This window comes from Pedococcus sp. 2YAF34, assembly GCF_052114585.1.
Lineage (GTDB): Bacteria > Actinomycetota > Actinomycetes > Actinomycetales > Dermatophilaceae > Pedococcus.
Window position 1 is genome coordinate 71,314 of the sequence record NZ_JBFRFA010000012.1, and the last position, 19,758, is coordinate 91,071.

General features: G+C 73.3%; 23 protein-coding genes. 11 read left to right on the plus strand and 12 right to left on the minus strand.

Features of this window, described 5'->3' with window-relative positions:
- The first annotated feature begins 224 nt into the window (after positions 1-224).
- Both AB4Z02_RS08855 and AB4Z02_RS08860 read left to right on the plus strand, forming a co-directional pair.
- Positions 225-1,061, plus strand: coding sequence for a phosphatase PAP2 family protein (locus AB4Z02_RS08855; protein WP_441970405.1), 837 nt, complete (start codon positions 225-227; stop codon positions 1,059-1,061).
- Positions 1,042-1,770 carry a response regulator transcription factor gene (locus tag AB4Z02_RS08860; protein WP_056882015.1) on the plus strand — a complete coding sequence of 243 codons (729 nt, stop codon included), beginning with the start codon at positions 1,042-1,044 and terminating at the stop codon, positions 1,768-1,770. The genes AB4Z02_RS08855 and AB4Z02_RS08860 overlap by 20 nt, the downstream gene beginning before the upstream one ends.
- Before the next feature lie 39 nt (positions 1,771-1,809).
- On the opposite strand, the gene AB4Z02_RS08865 is transcribed toward AB4Z02_RS08860, so the two are convergent.
- From AB4Z02_RS08865 to AB4Z02_RS08875, 3 genes are all read right to left on the minus strand, one after another.
- Entirely contained in the window at positions 1,810-3,186 is a 1,377-nt protein-coding gene (locus AB4Z02_RS08865; protein ID WP_056882014.1) for a sensor histidine kinase, read from the minus strand.
- Positions 3,187-3,290: 104 nt separating this feature from the next.
- Complete coding sequence (locus AB4Z02_RS08870) at positions 3,291-4,208, minus strand: hypothetical protein (protein WP_056882013.1); 918 nt, start codon at positions 4,206-4,208, stop codon at positions 3,291-3,293.
- A 23-nt stretch (positions 4,209-4,231) separates the two neighbouring features.
- The gene (locus tag AB4Z02_RS08875) at positions 4,232-4,780 is read right to left on the minus strand and encodes an RNA polymerase sigma factor (RefSeq protein ID WP_056882012.1); all 549 of its coding nucleotides are present in this window, start codon (positions 4,778-4,780) and stop codon (positions 4,232-4,234) included.
- Between the two features lie 187 nt (positions 4,781-4,967).
- Here AB4Z02_RS08875 and AB4Z02_RS08880 point away from each other — a divergent pair, with 187 nt between their 5' ends.
- Positions 4,968-5,279 carry a hypothetical protein gene (locus tag AB4Z02_RS08880; RefSeq protein WP_056882011.1) on the plus strand — a complete coding sequence of 104 codons (312 nt, stop codon included), beginning with the start codon at positions 4,968-4,970 and terminating at the stop codon, positions 5,277-5,279.
- Here the strand turns inward: AB4Z02_RS08880 and AB4Z02_RS08885 are convergent.
- The 5 genes from AB4Z02_RS08885 to ligD form a co-directional block, all read right to left on the minus strand.
- Complete coding sequence (locus AB4Z02_RS08885; protein ID WP_441970425.1) at positions 5,276-6,316, minus strand: sulfate/molybdate ABC transporter ATP-binding protein; 1,041 nt, start codon at positions 6,314-6,316, stop codon at positions 5,276-5,278. The genes AB4Z02_RS08880 and AB4Z02_RS08885 overlap by 4 nt on opposite strands.
- Positions 6,317-6,402: 86 nt before the next feature.
- Complete coding sequence (locus AB4Z02_RS08890; protein WP_441970406.1) at positions 6,403-7,197, minus strand: ABC transporter permease; 795 nt, start codon at positions 7,195-7,197, stop codon at positions 6,403-6,405.
- Complete coding sequence (gene modA / locus AB4Z02_RS08895; protein WP_441970407.1) at positions 7,194-8,024, minus strand: molybdate ABC transporter substrate-binding protein; 831 nt, start codon at positions 8,022-8,024, stop codon at positions 7,194-7,196. The genes AB4Z02_RS08890 and modA overlap by 4 nt, the downstream gene beginning before the upstream one ends.
- The gene (locus AB4Z02_RS08900; protein WP_056882076.1) at positions 8,021-8,425 is read right to left on the minus strand and encodes a TOBE domain-containing protein; all 405 of its coding nucleotides are present in this window, start codon (positions 8,423-8,425) and stop codon (positions 8,021-8,023) included. The genes modA and AB4Z02_RS08900 overlap by 4 nt, the downstream gene beginning before the upstream one ends.
- Before the next feature lie 42 nt (positions 8,426-8,467).
- A complete protein-coding gene (gene ligD, locus AB4Z02_RS08905) occupies positions 8,468-9,442 on the minus strand; it encodes a non-homologous end-joining DNA ligase (protein ID WP_441970408.1) in 975 nt (324 codons plus the stop codon).
- An 81-nt stretch (positions 9,443-9,523) separates the two neighbouring features.
- Here ligD and gabT point away from each other — a divergent pair, with 81 nt between their 5' ends.
- Both gabT and AB4Z02_RS08915 read left to right on the plus strand, forming a co-directional pair.
- Positions 9,524-10,855 (plus strand): 4-aminobutyrate--2-oxoglutarate transaminase, encoded by a 1,332-nt coding sequence (gene gabT, locus AB4Z02_RS08910; protein ID WP_056882007.1) that lies wholly within the window; start codon positions 9,524-9,526, stop codon positions 10,853-10,855.
- A gap of 237 nt (positions 10,856-11,092) precedes the next feature.
- The gene (locus tag AB4Z02_RS08915; protein ID WP_441970409.1) at positions 11,093-11,890 is read left to right on the plus strand and encodes an SDR family NAD(P)-dependent oxidoreductase; all 798 of its coding nucleotides are present in this window, start codon (positions 11,093-11,095) and stop codon (positions 11,888-11,890) included.
- Between the two features lie 61 nt (positions 11,891-11,951).
- On the opposite strand, the gene AB4Z02_RS08920 is transcribed toward AB4Z02_RS08915, so the two are convergent.
- The 4 genes from AB4Z02_RS08920 to AB4Z02_RS08935 form a co-directional block, all read right to left on the minus strand.
- Positions 11,952-12,716, minus strand: coding sequence for an SDR family NAD(P)-dependent oxidoreductase (locus AB4Z02_RS08920; protein WP_441970410.1), 765 nt, complete (start codon positions 12,714-12,716; stop codon positions 11,952-11,954).
- A gap of 79 nt (positions 12,717-12,795) precedes the next feature.
- A complete protein-coding gene (locus AB4Z02_RS08925) occupies positions 12,796-13,965 on the minus strand; it encodes an acyl-CoA dehydrogenase family protein (RefSeq protein WP_441970411.1) in 1,170 nt (389 codons plus the stop codon).
- Between the two features lie 128 nt (positions 13,966-14,093).
- Positions 14,094-14,945 carry an SGNH/GDSL hydrolase family protein gene (locus tag AB4Z02_RS08930; protein WP_441970427.1) on the minus strand — a complete coding sequence of 284 codons (852 nt, stop codon included), beginning with the start codon at positions 14,943-14,945 and terminating at the stop codon, positions 14,094-14,096.
- A gap of 5 nt (positions 14,946-14,950) precedes the next feature.
- A complete protein-coding gene (locus tag AB4Z02_RS08935) occupies positions 14,951-15,628 on the minus strand; it encodes a uracil-DNA glycosylase (protein ID WP_441970412.1) in 678 nt (225 codons plus the stop codon).
- 93 nt (positions 15,629-15,721) lie between these two features.
- Between AB4Z02_RS08935 and AB4Z02_RS08940 the strand changes: the two genes are divergently transcribed.
- The 6 genes from AB4Z02_RS08940 (at position 15,722) to AB4Z02_RS08965 (ending at position 19,754) form a co-directional block, all read left to right on the plus strand.
- A complete protein-coding gene (locus tag AB4Z02_RS08940; protein ID WP_441970413.1) occupies positions 15,722-16,381 on the plus strand; it encodes an HAD family hydrolase in 660 nt (219 codons plus the stop codon).
- Between the two features lie 10 nt (positions 16,382-16,391).
- On the plus strand, positions 16,392-17,762 hold the full coding sequence (locus AB4Z02_RS08945) for a pyridoxal phosphate-dependent decarboxylase family protein (protein ID WP_056882001.1): 1,371 nt from the start codon (positions 16,392-16,394) through the stop codon (positions 17,760-17,762).
- A 77-nt stretch (positions 17,763-17,839) separates the two neighbouring features.
- Positions 17,840-18,364, plus strand: a complete 525-nt coding sequence (locus AB4Z02_RS08950) for a hypothetical protein (RefSeq protein WP_441970414.1) — start codon at positions 17,840-17,842, stop codon at positions 18,362-18,364.
- A 124-nt stretch (positions 18,365-18,488) separates the two neighbouring features.
- Positions 18,489-18,779 carry a DUF3263 domain-containing protein gene (locus AB4Z02_RS08955; protein ID WP_441970415.1) on the plus strand — a complete coding sequence of 97 codons (291 nt, stop codon included), beginning with the start codon at positions 18,489-18,491 and terminating at the stop codon, positions 18,777-18,779.
- Positions 18,780-18,930: 151 nt separating this feature from the next.
- On the plus strand, positions 18,931-19,386 hold the full coding sequence (locus AB4Z02_RS08960; RefSeq protein ID WP_056881998.1) for a GNAT family N-acetyltransferase: 456 nt from the start codon (positions 18,931-18,933) through the stop codon (positions 19,384-19,386).
- A complete protein-coding gene (locus tag AB4Z02_RS08965; protein WP_235531285.1) occupies positions 19,383-19,754 on the plus strand; it encodes a VOC family protein in 372 nt (123 codons plus the stop codon). The genes AB4Z02_RS08960 and AB4Z02_RS08965 overlap by 4 nt, the downstream gene beginning before the upstream one ends.
- Positions 19,755-19,758 lie beyond the last annotated feature (4 nt).

A 19,758-nucleotide genomic window follows, 5' to 3' on the forward strand; every position in this document is an offset into this window, starting at 1 on the left:
TCCATGGTCAATGCCGGTCAGTCCCGCCCCTGGGGGCCCGCCCCTCAGGGCACGTGGTGCCCCACGATGACCGCCACCCGCTGAGCAGTTGCTGAGGACGGACGTGTCTGAGCTCGCACGGGCGGGGTGGCTCTGCGCTGACGCCTGCCGCCGGCTCCCCGTCCTCAGGAAGCGCTCAGGGGCGGCCGCGACTCTGGAGGTCAGCAACCTCGACAGGAGTGCCCATGAGCACCGTCCCCACCGGGCCCGCGGCCGCGCGACGTACGCCCCGCGGCCTCGCCGCCTCCCCCTCCACGCGCGTCCGCACCCTCGCTGCAGCCGGCGTCGCGGCCCTCGCGGCTGCTGCCGTCGCGGGGCTGGTGGACGGTGTGGGGGAGCACGGCGACCTGAGCGCCTACGACCCCACGGTGACCGCCGACGCGGTCCACCTGCGCACGCCCGTCCTGACGATCCTCGCCGAGGTCGTGACCATGGTGGGCAGCGAGGTCGCGGTGGGACTTCTCACCGCGGGTGTCGTGGTGTGGCTGGCCGTGCGGCGCCGGGACCGCCTGCGGGCGCTGCACTTCGGGGCGACCATGGCCGTGTCGGCGGCGGTGACCCTCGGCGTCAAGCACCTCGTCGGCCGTGGTCGGCCGCCGGCCTCCGTCGTCCTCGGCCCGGTCGACACCGGCTACTCGTTCCCCTCGGGACACACCTTGTTCTCGACCGTGTTCTTCGGCCTGGTGGCGCTCCTGGTCGCCGACCGGCTCGCGGAGCACCGTGGTGGGCGTGCCCTCGCCCTGGCGGGCTGGCTCGTCGCGTCGGTGACGGTGGGCGCGAGCCGCATCTACCTCGGCTACCACTGGTTCACCGACGTGGCCGCCGGCTGGGTGCTCGGCGTGCTCGTCCTGGCGCTCGCGGTCGCGGCGCTCGGCCTGCTGCACCACCGCGGCGCAGCCGGGCGGTCCGCTGCGCCCCACGCGGAGGCCGACGTGCCTAGTCTGGGACGCGACCGTGGAGCAGGCCTGGAGCCGGTGGCCGGCGCAGTGGAGGGGGTCGACGATGCGCGTCCTGCTCGTTGAGGACGAGAAGGCCCTGGCGGAGACCATCCGCCGAGGCCTCACCAACGAGGGCTTCGTCGTCGACGTCGCCCACGACGGGGTGACCGGCCAGTGGCTCGCCACCGAGAACCCGTACGACGTCATCGTCCTGGACATCATGCTTCCCCGCCGCCACGGCTACGACGTCCTGAAGAACCTGCGCGAGCTGCAGATCTGGACCCCCGCGATGATGCTGACGGCCAAGGACGGGGAGTACGACCAGACCGACGCGTTCGACCTCGGGGCCGACGACTACCTCACCAAGCCGTTCAGCTTCCCGGTCCTCGTCGCCCGCCTGCGCGCCCTCGTACGGCGCGGTGCCCCGGTCCGTCCGGTGGTGCTCGCGGTGGGTGGTCTCGACCTCGACCCGAACAAGCGCATCGTCCGGCGCAACGGTCACCGGATCTCCTTGACCGCCAAGGAGTTCTCGGTGCTGCAGTTCATGATGCGACACCCCGAGGTCGTGCTGTCCAAGGCGGAGATCCTCGACAACGTCTGGGACCAGGCGTTCGAGGGCAGCGACAACATCGTCGAGGTCTACATCGGGTACCTGCGCCGCAAGATCGACGTGGCGTTCGGCGTCACGTCGCTGGAGACGGTGCGGGGCATGGGCTACCGGTTGATGCCGGTCGAGGGTGGCGCACCGGTCGCGGAGCGCGCCGCGACCGCAGGCGAGGGCGCGCGCTCCTGACGCGCCGTCACTGGCTGCCAGCCGTCCTGGCCGGGGCCCTCAGGCGTCCACCGGTGGTCCGGCCGCCGGCAGGCTGATCTCGAACCGGCACTGCCCGCCCGGCGTCTGCGTGGCCCGCACGGTGCCACCGTGGGCGGTGACGATGGTGCGCACGATCGCCAGGCCCAGCCCGCTGCCGCCGCTGTCGCGCTCGCGGGACTCCTCCAGGCGCGCGAACCGGTCGAACACCTGCTCGCGCCGGTCGGCCGGGATGGGCGGTCCGTCGTTGTCCACCGTCACCACGACGTCGTCCGCCGTGGACGACACGGTGAGCTGCACGCCGCCCTCGGTGTGGCGGGCGGCGTTGTCGACCAGGTTGCGCAGCGCCTGTGAGAGCTGGACCCGGTCGCCCTGCACGCGGGCCGCCGCGATCGTCGCCACGACGGGGACGTCGCCGGTGGCGCGCAGGCGGCGTACCTCGGCCTCGACCAGGTCGTCGACGTCGACCTCCTCCAGCGAGAGGGGGAGGCCGTCGTCGGCCTTCGCCAGCGTGAGCAGGTCGTCGACGAGACGCTGCATGCGCAGGGCCTCACCGTGGATCACCTCGTCACGCGTCGGGTCGGGGTGTGACGTCCCGGCGGGCGACACCTCGATAGCCGCGCGGATGGTGGCGAGGGGGCTGCGCAGCTCGTGGGAGGCGTCGGAGATGAAGCGTCGCGTGGTGGCGTCGGACTGCTCGAGCCGCGCCAGCATGAGGTTCATCGTCTCGGCGAGCCGGGCGATCTCGTCGCCGGTCGGCGGCACCGTGATGTGCCCACGCCCGCGGACCCGGGTGATGCGCGCGACCTCGCTGCGGATCCGCTCGACCGGCTGCAGCGCCTGCTGCACCGCGCGGCTGATGAGGAACAGCAGCAGGGCGAGCAGGGCGGAGGCGCCCAGCGCCAGCAGGATCGTCGCGGTCCGCACCGTCTTCGCCTCGACGTCGAGGGGCGTGCCGACGACCACGACGTATGCCGCACCGCTGGGGTCGCGCGCCCCCTCCACGACGATGGCGTACGGCTCACCCAGCTCGCCGGGGATGCCGGCCACCTGGTCCACGTCGATGGCGCCCGGGGCGGGCCTCAGCGACGTGATGGCCGACAGGCTCAGGGCCTGCTCGGAGGAGGTGACGACCCGGCCGTCCGCGTCGAGGACCTGGAGCAGCGAGCCCTGGCTGGGGATGTCGCGCAGCGCCGTGGCCGCCGGCTGCTCGCCGTCGTGGATGACGGAGGCCACCTCGGCGGCCTGCACCCGGGCTGCGTCCTGGGCCGCGCTGAAGAGGACCCGGTCGAGCGCGGTCGCGTAGGCAGCCACCCCGAGGACGATCACGAAGGTCACCGCGGCGGCCGACGCCACCAGGACGCGACGGTGCAGCGTCCAGGCCTGCCACCGTCGCACCAGCTCGTCCGCCCTTTCCCGGGGTGTGCAAGGAGGCTAGCAACGGCAGGACGCTGCCCGGCGCCGGTGCTGTGGTCCGCGAAGGTCCGGCGCTCAGCCTGCCCTCAGGACGTGACCGTCACCGCGGGCCGGGACGGTGTCGTGAGGGAGGGGGTCGGGGCGCTCGTCCGCGGCCTGGCCGTGGGCCGGGCGGAGGGGCTGGCGCTGTGGCTGGAGCTGTGCGGCTTGGTCGGCTTGGTCGGCTTGGCGGGCTTGGGCGCCTTGGTGGACTTGCCCTTGCCCCCCGAACCGGGCGTGGAACCGTGGCTGCCCCGGGCCTTGGCGGCAGCGTTCCCGGGGTGGGGCACGTTCGCGCAGTAGCCGGCGATCTTGCCCTCGCCACCAGCGGCCTCGGCGAGGTTGCGGAAGGCGACGGACGTGTCCGCGGTCGCGGTCGTGCCGGCCTCGGCCTGGTGGTGCGCCCAGGCGTTGCACAGGCCGAAGGCGGCCGGCCCCTTGGCGTCCGGTCCCACCGCTGCGGTGGCGGACCCGGATCCAGTGCCGTCCTTCTCGCTCTCGTCGGCGTCGTCCGACTGGTCCGCGTCGTCCGGGGCGTGCGTCGACGCGGCGGTCGTGGTCGTCGAACCCGTGGCCAGCGGCAGCGCCTCGGGGGCGTGGGAGGGACCGAGTGCGGAGGTGGTGAGCACCACCGCGCCCACGGCCCCGAGTGCGAGGGCGGAGCCGGCCACTCCCGCCAGGGTCCTGGCGCCGAGGAGTGAGGACAACAGCAGCAGGCGGCGCGGGCGGCTGCTGGTGCGCATCGAGAAGGCGTCGGTGTAGGTGGTCATGGCCGCCCGGTAACCGGTGAGCTCCGACGCAACGGCAGGACCGGTCAACGCGTGCACCAGGTCGGCGGCACGGTCCGTCCCGGGGGCGGTGTCGGCCGGCCGGTGTCCACGCAGCAGCGCCTCCACCTGCCCGTCGGACAGGTGGGGCAGGTCGGCGTCGTCCGCCACGGGGGGCTCGAAGTCGTTGCTCGTCACGGGGAGTGAAGCGCCGCCCCGGCTCAGTGCGTTACACCCTCGCGGCTGAGCCTGGCGGCCAGCGTCCGCAGCCCCCGATGAGCGGCGACGCGGACCGCGCCCGGGCTGCGCCCCAACATCGCCGCGACGGTGTCGACCGGCAGCTCGGCCAGCACCCGCAGGGCCAGCACCTCCGCCTGCAGCGGCGGCAGTGTGGAGAGCAGCCGCAGTGCCTCGGCGGCACCATCCGTCCCGTCGGACGGTCTGGGGTCCGGTCGCGCCGCGAGGTGGTCGAGAGCGTCCGGACCCGAGGTCTGCGGTCGGCGCGCTCGGCGGCGCGCGTCGTCCAGTGCTCGCCGTCGGGCGGTGGTGAACACCCAGGCGTGCCAAGCGGTCTCGTCGCCGCGAAAGCGCTTGAGTCCCTTGACCACGCTGACCCACGTCTCGGCCGCGAGGTCCTCGGCCTGCCGTCCCGGCTCCATGCGCAGGTAGCGCACCAGCCGCGGGTTGAGGTCGATCCAGAGGCGTGAGAAGGCCGCCTCGTCACCGGCCTGAGCGCGGGCGAGGACCTCCGCGAAGTCCTCGCGAGCCACGGGCCGAGTATGCGGCGACGCCGGCAGTGTGGGTCGGGTCTTCGCCCGCGGCTCGGCCGTTCGGGGGAACTCGGGCAGGGCGCTGAGCGAGACGTTGCGATTGACGCCCCGGACAAATCGGACGATGATCACAAGGCTTCAAGCAGTCGGAGCCCCCATATCGCCGTGCGAGCAAGGAGGCCTGCCGATGACCGATTTCCTGGAGTCGGTTCGTCCGATGGAGCCCGCCCCGCCTGCGGAGCCCACCACCCTCGTGGAGCCGTCCTCCCTCGTCGAGGCCGCAGCCCTGGCGGAGTCCCTCCCGGTGGCCGACGAGGCGCCGGCCGAGCCGTCGGTCCGTCAGCTGCTCACCGAGCTGGCCCACCTCGAGGACGTCGTGCGCACCGGCGGCCACCTCGACGGCGAGGTCGACGACGCCGCGGCCGAGGCCGAGGTGATGGCGGCGATGGCCCGCGAACAGGCCATCATCGACGAGCTGCACCGCCGTACCACCACCTAGGCGGGGTAGACCGCCACCTCGCTGGCCTTCACGGTCAGGACGGCCTCGTCGCCGACAGAGAGGCCGAGCTCGGCGAGGGCCGCGGGCGTGACGTCCGCGGACAGGTACGGGGTGTGCACCCGTACCTGGTGCCCGTGCGGCTCCAGGTCGGTCACCCGCGCGCGGACGGTGGTGCGGGGGCTGCCGTGCGGGGCGTCGCGGTAGACACCCACAGCGCTGGGGCTGAAGACCGCGACCGCGGCCTCCCCGTCGGGTACGGAGTCGTCCGTGAGGCCCTCGACCCTCAGTCCTTGCGGGGTGGTGACCGCGGTGCTCGCGCCGGATGCGGAGGCGGTGCCGCGGACCAGGTTGAGCCCTGCGATCCGGGCGGCGAAGGCGCTCCTCGGGCGCGACAGGACCCGGGTGGTCGGACCCTGCTCGACGACGCGCCCCGACTCGAGGACCGCGACGTCGTCGGCGAGCAGCACGGCGTCGAGGACGTCGTGGGTGACCACCACCGTGGTGCGGTCCCGAAGCACCCGGCGCAGGAGCTGCCTGATGGCGGGGGCGGCCTCGACGTCGAGGGCCGACAGCGGCTCGTCGAGCAGCAGCACCTGCGGCTCGGTCGCCAGCGCCCGGGCGATGGCGACCCGTTGGGCCTGTCCGCCCGAGAGGGCCGTCGGTCGGCGCGGCCCGAGGTCGGACGCGTCGACCTCGGCCAGCCAGTGGGCGGCCCGCTCGCGCGCCTCGCGCCGCGAGGCGCCCGCGCTGCGGGGGCCGAACGCGACGTTGTCCGCCACCGACAGGTGCGGGAAGAGCCGCGCCTCCTGGGCGAGCAGGGCCACTCCCCGCGCGTGGGGCGGGACCCAGGTGCCGGAGCCGCGGGAGGAGGAGAGCACCCGATCACCGAGGCGGACCTCACCGCCGTCGGGACGCAGGAGCCCGGCCATGCAGGCGAGGGCCGTGGACTTTCCGGCACCGTTGGCGCCGAGGAGGGCCAGCGTCCGCCCCCGCGGCACCTGCAGCCGGAGGTCGAGGTCACGTCCGGTGACGCGCAGGGTGGCGTCGAGGCCCGCCCCGAGGGTCGGGCCCTCAGCCGGGTCGACGGCTGGGTCGACGGACCGGTCGGACGGCGGGTCGACGGTCACAGGGCGCTCCGCGAACGACGGGTGACGGTGATGACGACCGTGGCGACGACCACGAGGACGAGCGAGAGGGCGACCGCCGCCTGCGGGTCGGTCTCGCGCTGCAGGTAGATCTCCAGCGGCAGGGTCCGGGTCACGCCCTGCAGGCTGCCGGCGAACGTGATCGTCGCACCGAACTCGCCCAGGGCCCGGGCGAAGGCGAGCACCGCGCCCGAGGCCAGCCCGGGCAGGACCAGCGGCAGGGTGACGCGCAGGAACACCGTGGTCGGGCGGGCGCCGAGCGTCGCCGCGACCTCCTCGTAGCGCTGCCCTCCTGTGCGCAGGGCCCCCTCCAGGCTCACGACGAGGAAGGGCAGCGCCACGAACGTCTGGGCGAGGACGACGGCAGCGGTCGAGAAGGCGACCTGCAGTCCGAGCACCTCGAGGGTGTGGCCGAGCAGCCCACGGCGGCCGAACGTGTAGAGCAGCGCGATGCCCCCGACCACCGGGGGCAGCACCAGCGGCAGCAGGACCAGCGACCGCAGCACCGACTGCCCCCGGAACTGCGTGCGGGCCAGCACCCCGGCCATCGGCACGCCGAAGGCCACGCACAGCACGGTGCTGGCCGCCGAGGTCCGCAGGCTGAGCAGCAGGGCGGCCCGCGAGGAGTCCGAGGTCACGAGCTGGGGGAACTGGGTCCAGTCCACCCGGGTGAGCATCGCGAGCAGCGGCAGCACGACGAATGCCGCACCGAGGACCGCAGGGACGAACACCCAACCGGGCAGCCCCAGCCGTGGACGGTGGGTGCGGCTCACGGCGCCTCGGCGAACCCGGCAGCAGCCAGGACCTGCTGACCCGCCGAGCTGGTGACGGCGGCCACGAACGCGTCGGCGACGGCCTTGTTCCTCGACGACTTGAGGGAGGCGATCGGGTAGGAGTTCACCACGGCCGAGGACTGGGGGAAGGTGATGCCCTGGACGGAGTCGCCTGCGCCCTTCACGTCGGTGACGTAGACCAGCCCGGCGTCCGCCTCCCCGGCGCTGACCTTGCCGAGCACGTCGGTCACCGACTGCTCCTCGCTGACCGGCTTGATGTCGACGCCTGCCGCCTGCTCGACCTTGGCGGCAGCTGCTCCGCAGGGGACGGCCGGGGCGCACAGGACGACCTTGACCCCGGGCCTGCCGAGGTCGGCGAGGGAGGCGACCTTCGCAGGGTTGCCCGGCGGGACCGCGATCTCGAGGGTGTTGGAGGCGAAGACGACCGGGGTGGCCGCGGTGAGCGACTCTGCGGTGGCCTTGTCCATGTTCTCGGTGTCGGCCGAGGCGAACACGTCGGCCGGCGCCCCCTGCTGGATCTGGGCGACGAGGTCGGAGGACCCCGCGAAGCTGAACGTCACCGTCGTGCCCGGGTGCGCCTTCTCGAAGTCGGCGCCGATCCGGGTGAACGTCCTCTTCAGCGACGCCGCCGCGAAGACGGTGATGCTGCCGGACAGCCCCGAGGACGAGCTCGACGAGCGGCTGGACGTCGTACCGCCCGCGGAGCCCGTGGAGCCGCCGCAGGCCGCGGTGCCCAGCGCGACCGTCGAGGCGGCCGCGACCAGGGCGAGGACAGCTGGGCGGCCGCAGCGGGAGCGGCTGGTCATGATGCTCCCAAGGGGGTCTCGACGATGACGGTGGTGGACTTGACCACGGCGATGGCCACCGAGCCGAGCTCGAGACCGAGGTCGCGGACGGCCTCGCTGCTCATGAGGGAGACGACCCGGAACGGTCCGCACTGCAGCTCGACCTGGGCCATGACGGTGTCGACCTTGAGGTCGGTCACGAGGCCGACGAACCGGTTGCGGGCCGACCGCCCGACGTTCGAGGGGTCGGTCGCGGTGTGCGCCTGGTCCCGCGCGAGCTGGGCGACCTGGTAGCCGTCGACGACCTTGCGGCCCGCGTCGTCGGTCTCCGCCGCCAGGGCCCCGCTGTCGACCCACCGCCGCACGGTGTCGTCGCTCACCCCCAAGAAGGTGGCGGCGTCACGGATCCGTAGCTGCGGCATACCCAGCAGTATAAATCCGCAGGTGCGGTCCTGACGAGGGGTTCAGCCCGCTTCTGCGGGCTCTGGCGGGTCCTCGGCGCCGTCCCGCTCGTCGCGTTCGGCCCACTCGACGAGCTGGTCGATCTCGAAGACGGCGTCGTCGATGCCGGTGTGCAGGTCGCCGAGCTCCGCGTAGCGCGCCGGGACCGTGGCGATGGTGAAGTCGCCGGGGCTGACGGCGTCGACCTCGTCCCAGCGGATCGGCGTGGAGACGGTGCCCTCGGGGTTGCCGCGCACCGAGTAGGCGCTCGCGATCGTGTGGTCGCGCGCGTTCTGGTTGTAGTCGACGAACAGTGCTGCGGGGTCACGGTCCTTGCGCCACCAGGTCGTCGTCACGTCCTCGGGCGCGCGGCGCTCGACCTCTCGGGCGAAGGCGAGGGCGGCGCGCCGTACGTCCTTGAAACCCCACTCCGGCTTGATCCGGACGTAGACGTGCAGGCCGGAGCCGCCGCTGGTCTTGGGCCACCCGACGGCACCCAGGTCGTCGAGCACCTCGTGGGCGACGTGGGCCACCCGCTGCACGCGTTCCCACGGGCACTCCGGGCCGGGGTCGAGGTCGATCCGCCACTCGTCGGGCTTCTCGACGTCGGCCCGCCGGCTGTTCCACGGGTGGAACTCGACCGTCGACATCTGCACCGCCCAGATGACGTGGGCGAGCTCGGTGACGCACAGCTCGTCGGCGGTCCGGTTGTAGCGCGGGAACTTCACGCGCACCGTCTCCAGCCACGGGGGAGCGCCGTGGGGCACGCGCTTCTGGTGCACCTTCTCGCCGGCCACGCCCTCGGGGAAGCGGTGCAGCATGCAGGGGCGCTCGCGCAGCGCGTTGACGATGCCGTCACCGACCGACAGGTAGTAGTTGACGAGGTCGAGCTTGGTCTCGCCGCGCGCGGGGAAGTACACGCGGTCCGGGTTGGAGATGCGCACGTCGCGCTCGCCGACCTCCACCTCGACGGCGGGCGACGAAGCCTTGGCTGCCATGCAGCCAACCTAGGGCCGGTACGCCGCGGCGTCACCCGCGTGCCCTGTCGGCGCCCTCGGGGCCGGTCGTATGCTCGCCCCATGCTCGAGCAGAAGCGCGTCCTCGCCACCAGCATCCCCGGCCCGAAGTCCCAGGCCCTGCAGCAGCGCAAGAACGCTGCGGTCTCCGCCGGCGTCGGCACCGGCCTCCCGATCTACGTCGAGCAGGCGTCCGGCGGCATCCTGCGCGACGTCGACGGCAACCAGCTCATCGACTTCGGCTCGGGCATCGCCGTGACCACGGTCGGCAACGGCAACCAGCGGGTCATCGACGCCGTCACCGCGCAGGTCAACGACTTCACCCACACGTGCTTCATGGTCACGCCGTACGAGGAGTACATCCAGGTCGCGGAGGCGCTCGCCGAGCTCACGCCGGGCACCCACGAGAAGCGCTCGGCGCTGTTCAACTCCGGGTCCGAGGCCGTCGAGAACGCCGTCAAGGTGGCCCGCCACCACACCGGCCGCCAGGCGGTCGTCGCGTTCGACCACGCCTACCACGGCCGCACCAACCTGACGATGGCGCTGACCGCCAAGAACATGCCGTACAAGCACCGGTTCGGGCCGTTCGCCAACGAGATCTACCGCGTGCAGATGGCCTACCCCTACCGCTGGCCCACCGGCCCGGAGCGCTGCGCCGACGAGGCCTTCGAGACCTTCGTCGCCGACGTCCACGCCCAGGTTGGCGAGGACAACACCGCCGCCGTCATCCTCGAGCCGATCCAGGGCGAGGGCGGGTTCATCGTGCCCGCACCGGGATTCGTCAAGAAGGTCGCCGACTGGTGCACCGAGCACGGCATCCTCTTCATCGCCGACGAGGTGCAGACCGGCTTCTGCCGCACCGGTGACTGGTTCGCCTCCGAGCACGAGGGCGTCGTCCCCGACCTCGTCACCACCGCCAAGGGCATCGCGGGAGGTATGCCGCTCGCGGCGCTCACCGGGCGCGCGGACGTCATGGACTCGATCCACACCGGCGGCCTGGGTGGCACCTACGGCGGCAACCCCGTCGCGTGTGCCGCGGCCCTCGCCTCCATCGAGACGATGAAGGCCGAGGACCTGCGCGGCCGGGCGAAGCAGGTCGAGGCGATGTTCCGCCCGCGGCTGGAGGCCCTGGCCGACAAGTACGGCGTCATCGGCGACATCCGCGGTCGCGGCGCCATGCTCGCGGTCGAGCTCGTGAGCGACCTGGCGAAGAAGACGCCCGACGCCGACCTCACCGGCCGGATCAACAAGGCCTGCCACGCCGCCGGCCTGGTGACCCTGACCTGTGGCACGTTCGGCAACGTCTTCCGGTTCCTGCCGCCGCTGTCGGCTGGCGACGAGCTGCTGTCCGAGGGCCTGGACATCCTCGAGGACGCCTTCGCCGCCTCCGTCTGACCTCCCGGGCCACCACTGCTGACGTCGTGTCAGTAGTGGTGGCGCCACCGCCTGTCCTGCCACCACTACTGGCGCAGGGGCGGCACCGGTGCCGTCGGCCACTGTTCATCCGGCCGTCGCGTGTCGGTGCCTGCACCCTGCCGTCGCCCCTGTTAGACAGGTGGTGACCCGGCCAAGTATGAGTTGGCCGGGTCCATTCATGCCCGCGGGACGGGGCGGTCGGGGGAGACTTCGGGGATGTCGCTGCCGTCCTTCCTCGACCTGTCCGGCCGCACCGCCCTGGTGACCGGGGCCGGCAGCCCGACCGGGATCGGCTTCGCCACCGCGCGCCACCTGGGCGCGCTCGGCGCCGGGGTCGTGCTTGCCGCCACCACGCACCGCGCCCTGGAGCGGGCGCGCGAGCTCGAGGATCTCGGTGTCGACGCCCTGGGCCTCGTGGGCGACCTCACCGACGCTGGCGTGGCCGCCGACCTCGTCGACGCCGCTGCCGAGTGGGGCGGCCGCCTCGACGTCCTGGTCAACAACGCCGGGATGGTCTCGACGAGCTGGCCTGACTACCTCGAGGGCGACCTGGCCGCCACCACCCCACGGCGCTGGTCGGAGTCGATGCAGCGCAACCTCGACACCGCGTTCCACGTCACCCGGGCGGCGCTCCCGCACCTGCGCACGAGCGGGTCGGGACGGGTGGTCATGGTCACGAGCGTGACCGGCGCCGTGATGGGGATGCGGGGTGAGGTGGCGTATGCGGCCGCCAAGGCAGGGCTCGTCGGGCTCACCCGTGCGCTCGCGGTCGACGAGGCGGCCCACGGCATCACCGTCAACGCGGTCGCACCCGGCTGGGTGGCCACCGGCTCGCAGACGGCGGCCGAGGCGGCCGAGGGCCTGGCCACGCCGGTCGGGCGCTCGGGGACGGCCGAGGAGGTCGCTGCGGCGATCGCCTTCCTCGCGAGCCCGGGCGCGAGCTACACGACGGGGCAGGTCCTGGTCGTCGACGGCGGCAACAGCGTCGCCGAGGAACGCGCGCTGCCCCGCTGAGTGCAGGCACTCGAACGGGGCAGCGGCGGCCGGACGGTGTCCGGGCAGGGGCGTGGGTGGTTCAGCGGGGCGGCATCCGCAGCGCGCCGTCGAGGCGGATCACCTCACCGTTGAGCATCGCGTTGTCGACGATGTGGGCCACGAGGTTGGCGTACTCCTCCGGCCGACCGAGGCGAGAGGGGTGCGGGACCTGCTTCTCCAGGACCGCCTTCACGTCGCCGGGCAGCCCCGACAGCATGGGCGTCTCGAAGGTGCCGGGAGCCACGGTCATGACCCGGATGCCCTTGTCCGCCAGGTCGCGGGCGGCGCTGAGGGTGAGGCCGACCACGCCGCCCTTGCTCGCGGCGTACGCAGCCTGGCCGATCTGGCCGTCGTAGGCGGCGATGGAGGCGGTCATGACCACGACGCCGCGGTCGCCGTCGACCGGCTCGTTGTCGAGCATCGCGGCGGCCGCGAGACGCAGGACGTTGAAGGTGCCGACGAGGTTGATGCTGACGACGTTCGCGAAGTCGTCGAGCGGCAGGGGGCCGCGCTTGCCGACGACGCGGCCAGGGGTGCCGACACCGGCGCAGTTGACGACGACGCGCAGGGTGCCGAGCTGGCGCCCGGCGTCGATGGCCGCCTGCACCTGCGCCTCGTCACGCACGTCGGCCGGCGAGAACGTGACCATGTCGCCGAGCTCGTCGGCCAGCGCTTGGCCGGGGGAGCCAGGGAGGTCGACGATGACGACGGCAGCGCCCTCGGCGTGCAGCCGGCGGACGGTCGCGCCGCCGAGGCCGGAGGCGCCGCCGGTGACGAGGGCAACGGTGGAGTCGTTGATCTGCAAGGGTTTTCGACCTCTCGGTGGGCGCCGCGGACAGCGACGGGTGGCTCTGCTGGTGGGGGAGCTCTGCTGGGGAGTCGGGTCAGCCGCGGAGCAGCTGGCGGCTGATGACGAGACGCTGGATCTGGTTGGTGCCCTCGAAGATCTGGGTCACCTTCGCCTCGCGCATGTAGCGCTCGAGCGGGAAGTCCTGGGTGTAGCCGGCGCCGCCGAGGACCTGGACCGCGTCGGTGGTGACGCGCATGGCGTTGTCGGTGGCCACGAGCTTCGCGACCGCAGCCTCCTTGCCGAACGGCCGTCCGGCGTCGCGCAGCCGGGCCGCGTGGAGGTACGCGGCGCGCGCGGAGGTGACCGCGGCCTCCATGTCGGCGAGCAGGAAGGCCAGGCCCTGGTTGTCGCCGATGGGGCGGCCGAACTGCTGGCGGTCCTTGGCGTAGTCGACCGCGCGGTCCAAGGCGGCCTGCGCGAGACCCGTTGCGGCTGCGGCGATCCCGAGTCGTCCGGAGTCGAGCGCGGCGAGGGCGATCGACATGCCCTGCCCCGGCTTCCCGACGAGGCGGTCGGCGGAGACCTCGACGCCGTCGAAGTGCACCTCGCCGACCGTGTCACAGTGCAGGCCCATCTTGCGCTCGGGGGTGCCGAACGACAGCCCCGACGCGTCGCCCGGGACCACGAAGCAGGACAGGCCGCGGGCGCCGTCGTCGCTCGTGCGGGCAAACGTCGTGTAGAAGTCGGCGTGACCGGCGTGGGAGATCCACGCCTTGGTGCCCTTGAGCCGGTACGCCGTGGGGTCGGCTGCGTCGTCGGCCGTCGCCTTCGTCGTCATGGCGGCGACGTCGGAGCCGGCGCTGCGCTCGGAGAGGCAGTAGGCCCCGAGCTGGTCGCCGGAGAGCATGTCCGGCAGCAGCGCGGCCTTCTGCGCGTCGGTGCCGAACGTCGCCACGGGGTAGCAGGTGAGCCCGTGCACGGAGACGCCGACCGCGACGCTCATCCACACCGACGCGATCTCCTCCACGACCTGCAGGTAGACCTCGTACGGCTGGTCGGCGCCGCCGTGCTCCTCGGGGTAGGGGAGCGAGAGCAGCCCTGCACGGCCGAGGACGCGGAAGGCCTCGAGGGGCAGGGCCGGGGTCGTCGCCGCGGCGCGCTCCGCCTCGTCGACCAGCGGCGCGAGCTCCTTGGCGCAGATCTCGCGGGTGAGGTCGATGAGGTCCTGGCCCTCCTCGGTGGGCATCAGACGGGTGGCAGGCATGGCGTCGATGGTAGTAGTAGGACGTCCTACTACCTGAATCGCCGAGGTCAGGGCCGTGCGCCCCGGGGGTCGGCCCGGGGTCGGCCCGAGTCCGGCCCGAGTCCGGCCCGCACACCAGGGTGCAGGGATCAGGGACGGCGCGCGGCCGGCTCCACCGGGATGAGCTCCGGGCGCTTGGCGGTGACCGTGTCGCCGGAGGACTCCCCGCGCAGGCGTCGCTGCACCCACGGGGCGAGGTGGGTCCGCGCCCAGGCGGCGTTGGCCGCGGTCGCCTCCCGGCGGCCCACCGGTGGCAGCGGCGGCAGCGGGGTGCTCCAGTCGGCGCGGTCGGTGGGGTGTCCGAGCGCGGACAGGGCGTTGAGCGCGACGCGACGGTGTCCCTCGCTCGTCATGTGGATGCGGTCCTCGGACCACAGCCGGAAGTCCTTGAGGGCGTCCATGCCCCACTGGTTGATGACGTAGCAGCCGTGCTGCTGGGCGATGCTGAAGATGTTGGCGGAGTGGATCGCGTGCCGACCGCGCAGGTGGCGCAGCAGGGGGGCGCCCTCGGGGTCGGTCGGGGTCGCCAACAGGACGTCGGCGCCTGCCGCGCGCAGGCGCACGACCGCGGCCTCCAGGCGCGCAGCGATGGCGTCGAGGTCGGCCTTCGGCCGCAGGATGTCGTTGCCCCCGCCGACCATGGAGACGAGGTCCGGCCCCAGGGCGAGCGCGGCGTCGAGCTGCGGGCCGATGACGTCGGCGAGCAGCCGGCCCCGTACGGCGAGGTTGGCGTAGGAGAGGTCGCCACCGGCCTCGTGGGCGATGGTGGCGAGGTGGCCCGCCAGGCGGTCGGCCCAGCCGATGTAGCCGTTCGCACGCGTCGGGTCGGCGTCCGACATCCCCTCGGTGAAGGAGTCGCCGATCGCGACGTAGCGGTGCCACACCTTGCCGCCGCTCTCGGGCAGGTGGGTCTCGTTCTCCGGCAGGTCGTTCTCGGGCAGCTCGGTCACGGCAGGCTCCAGTCGACGGGGTCGGCCCCCTGCTGGGCGAGCAGCTCGTTCGCCCGGCTGAACGGGCGGGAGCCGAAGAACCCCGAGTGGGCGGACAGGGGTGAGGGGTGGGCGCTCTCGACGCGAGGGACGTCACCGAGGTGGGGTGCGAGGTTGCGGGCGTCCCGGCCCCAGAGGACCGCGACCAGGGGGCCGCCACCTGCCACGAGCGCCGAGATGGCCTGGGCGGTCACGGTCTCCCAGCCCTTGCCCCGGTGGCTGGCGGGGGCGCCGGGGCGGACGGTGAGCACGCGGTTGAGCAGCAGGACGCCGCGGTCCGCCCAGGGGGAGAGGTCGCCGGTGGTGGGCCGCTCGACGCCGAGGTCGGCCTGCAGCTCGGTGTAGATGTTGGCCAGGCTCCGCGGGACCGGCTGCACGTCGGGCGCCACCGAGAACGACAGGCCGACCGCGTGGCCCGGGGTCGGGTAGGGGTCCTGGCCGACGATGAGGACGCGCACGGCGTCCAGTGGCTGCTCGAACGCCCTCAGCACGTGGCCGCCTGCCGGGAGGTAGCCGCGGCCGGCCGCGGTCTCGGCGCGCAGGAACTCGCCCATCGCCGCGACCGTCCCTGACACGGGCTCGAGCGCGCTCGCCCACGACGGGTGCACGAGCTCGGCGAGGGCGGCGGGCGGCATACCCAGAAACGTATCCCCGAGTGCACGAGCGAGCGCGCAGGGGGCCGGTCACCCGCGCTGCGGGCGGGCGTCGAGGCTGCCTACGCTGGCCCGGTGACCTCCCTGCGCTGGCCCGTGGTGCTCTTCGACTTCGACGGCACCCTGGCCGACACCATCCCCCTCATCGTCGCCTCCTACCGCCACACGCTCACCGCGGTGCTGGGTGAGGAGGCGCCGGAGCACGAGGTGCGGTCGTGGATCGGCCGACCGCTGCAGCCGGTGCTGGAGGAGCGGTACCCGGGGCGCGGGCAGGAGCTCACCGACGTCTACCGCAGCTGGAACCTCGCCAACCACGACGCCCTCATCCGCACCGTCGACGGTGTGCCGGCCCTCCTCGACGAGCTGCACGCCGCCGGCGCGCGGACAGGGGTCGTGTCGTCGAAGAAGGCGGAGACCGTGGAGCTGGGGCTGCGGGCCGTCGGCCTCGCCGAGCGCATCGACGTGCTGGCAGGGCAGGAGGCCACGCCGCACCACAAGCCACACCCGGCCCCGCTCCTGCACGCCGCGGCGCGGCTCGGCGCCGCCCCGCAGGACTGCGTCTACGTGGGCGACGCGACGGTGGACGTCCAGGCCGCACTGGCGGCGGGTATGGGCGCGCTGGCCGTGACGTGGGGAGCCGGCCTGCGTGCCGCGCTGGAGGCCGCGGGACCGGTGGCCACGGTGGACGACGTGGCGGCCCTGAGGGCGGAGCTGTTCGCGGTGGCGCGGGCCTAGACTTCGCCGCGTGCACGGCTACAGCGACCAGCAGCTCGAGACCCTCGGCGACGCGATCCTCGCCTACTCCGCCGACCGGCTGAAGCTCGACCCGGTCCCCCTCGACGGCCCCCGGACGCTCGCCGAGCTCGACGTCTCGGCGGGCCTGACGATCACCCCCGAGGGCATCGGCGGCCTCGCGGCGCTCAAGCTGTTCGAGGAGGACCTCGCCCCGGCCTGCATCTCGACCGACCACCCGCGCTACCTGTCCTTCATCCCGTGCGCCCCGACCGAGGCGTCCGCCATGTTCGACCTCGTCGTGGGGGCGTCGTCGATCTACGGCGGCTCGTGGCTCGAGGGTGCCGGGGCCGTCTTCGCCGAGAACCAGGCGCTGCGCTGGATCGCCGACCTCGTGGGCATGCCGCCGGAGGCCGGAGGCGTCTTCGTCCCGGGCGGCACCATCGGCAACCTCTCGGCGCTCGTCGCTGCGCGCCACACAGCCCGCATGGAGGCGACCCAGGCGGGCCGACGGGGGGAGGGGGCTCGGCCCTGGCGGGTCGCTGCCACGCACGGCGCGCACTCCTCGATCCAGTCGGCCTGCGACGTCATGGACGCCGAGTTCGTCGGCGTGCAGGTCGACGACAGCGGTCGACTGACCGGCCCCGAGCTGCGGGAGGTGCTCCTCGAGCACGGACCGGAGACGTTCTTCGCCGTCGTCGCGACCTCGGGCACCACCAACTTCGGCATCGTCGACGACCTCGAGTCCGTCGCCGCGGTGTGTCGCGAGTTCGGCATCTGGTTCCACGTCGACGGCGCGTACGGCGGTGCGGGTCTCGCCGCGCCCTCGGTGCGCCACCTCTACGAGGGCATCGAGCACGCCGACTCCTTCATCGTCGACCCGCACAAGTGGCTGTTCGCGCCATTCGACTGCTGCGCCCTGCTCTACCGCGAGCCCGCGCTGGCCCGCGCCGCGCACACCCAGCACGCGTCGTACCTCGACGTCCTCACCGCGGCCCCCGACTGGAACCCCACCGACTACTCCGTCGGGCTGACCCGGCGGGCCCGCGGGCTGCCGTTCTGGTTCAGCCTCGCCACCCACGGGACCGATGCCTACACCGAGGCGGTCGAGCGCACGCTGGAGGTCACGCGGTTCGCCGCCGCCGAGATCGCCCGGCGCGACCACCTCGAGGTCGTCCGCGAGCCGGACCTGTCGGTCGTGGTGTTCCGGCGGATCGGGTGGACCGCCGCTGACTACCAGGAGTGGTCGGACCGGCTGCTGGCCGAGGAGTTCGCGTTCGTGGTGCCCACCTCGCACGAGGGGGAGACGCTGACGCGGTTCGCCATCGTCAACCCGCGCACCTCCGAGGACGACATCGTCGCCATCCTCGACACCATGGCCTGAACGGCCTGCCGAGGGTGACGTAGGGCCCTGCCGCGAGACCCCCGTGCGCAGCAGGGTGGGCGTGACGGAGGTGTCCCATGGCGACCACGACGCCCACGAAGCAGTCCCGGCCGTTCTCGGTGCGGCTGACGATCAGCCTGCTGGTGTTCCTGGGCGTGACCGCGGCCGCCGGCGGCTTCGTCATGGCGACCGCGTGGGGCGGCGAGCAGGTGCGGCCGCCCCGCGAGTGGCTCGACGGCATACCCCTCGTCTCGAGCTGGGTGGTGCCCGGTCTGGTCCTCGGCCTGGGCTTCGGGCTGGGCTCGCTCGTGGTCGCCTGGGGGATGGCGCGGCGCCCGCGCTGGCCGCGGCTCGGCTGGGTGGAGCGCCGGACCGGTGAGCACTGGTCGTGGCTGGCCGCCGTGGTGGTGGGTGCGGGGCAGGTCGTGTGGATCGCCCTCGAGCTCGTCTACCTGCCCGCCCTGTCGTGGTTCCACCCGCTGTACGGCGCGGTCGGGCTGGCCCTGGTGGCGGCGCCCCTGAGCCGTTCCGGGCGAGCAGCCCTGCGGGTGCGCGGTGCCGGCCACCAGCGGGCCGAGACTGGGGCGCTGCGCACGTCCTGAGGCTGCTGTGACCGGTGGGACCAAGGGGTCACGAACCGTTCTGCGAAACCTCCGGAGTGGAATGACAAGCGTGTGATTCGGTCCGTATAGTTGGCCTCGCACGCACCACCACGAAGGGTCGAGAGTGAACGCCGCACACGAGCAGGATCACGTCAGCGCCTCAGTCTCGCTGAGCGAGCGCGACCGCGAGATCATCGCCTTCGAGCGGCAGTGGTGGAAGTACGCCGGGGCCAAGGAACAGGCCATCCGCGAGCTCTTCGAGATGAGCGCCACCCGCTACTACCAGGTGCTCAACGCCCTCATCGACTCCCCGGCCGCTCTCGAGGCCGACCCCATGCTCATCAAGCGGCTCCGCCGGCTGCGCGCCTCGCGCCAGCGCGCCCGCAGCGCACGCCGGCTCGGCATCCAGCTGTAGCCCCCCAAGCACAGGAGCGCCCGTCCAGAATCGACTGGACGGGCGTTGCTGTGTCCGCGGGCGGGGCGCCGGAGGCTCCTCGAGTCCTGCGGGGCCACAGACCGGCCCGGTGCACGAGCGCGTCACGCCCTCAGCGTGCTTGACTGCCGCCGTGACCGACGTGCGCACCCGTCCCGCAGGTCCTGACGACGCCCTCGTCGTCGCCGGCCTGACCCTGCAGTGCGCCCTGCACCGCGGCGGCGCCACCGAACCCGGCTTCCTCGACCGCTACGCGCGGTCGTGGTCCGCCCAGCTGCGCACCCGCCCGACGTGGATCGCCGAGGTCGGCGACCAGCACGCCGGCTACCTCCAGGCCACCCTGCTGCCCGACCTCCCGTGGCCCGGTCGCCGCGACGGCGGCGGGGTGCTGGCGGTCGACACGTTCTTCGTGCGGCCCACCCACCGCGGCATCGGCGTGGGGGAGCACCTGCTGCGCGCCGCCGTCGGGTGGGCCCGGGTCGAGGGCCTCGGCGAGGTCCGGATGGCGGCGGGGACCCACACGCGGCCGATGGTCGAGCGCGTGGGGCTCCGGCCGCACGAGGCTGCCTACCACCTGGAGCTCCGGTGAGCGTCGGGCTGCGGATCGGCTCCATCGTCCTCAACGTTGCCGACGTGCCCCGGGCCACGGCGTTCTGGGCGGCGGCCCTCGGCTACGAGCCCCGCTACGAGCCCGAGCCCGACTGGGTCATCCTCCAGCCCCGCGACGGCAGTGGCCCCAACCTCTCCCTCAACCTCGGTGACACCCGGCCCGACCCGGTCCCGCACGTCCACCTCGACCTCTACGCCGCGGACCAGGCGGCTGAGGTCGAGCGCCTGGCCGGGCTCGGCGCCGACCGGGTCGAGGACTGGCCCTACCCCGACGAGCCGATCGACTACGTCGTCCTGCAGGACCCCGACGGCAACCGGTTCTGCGTCGTCGACGCCTCGCAGGACTGACTCC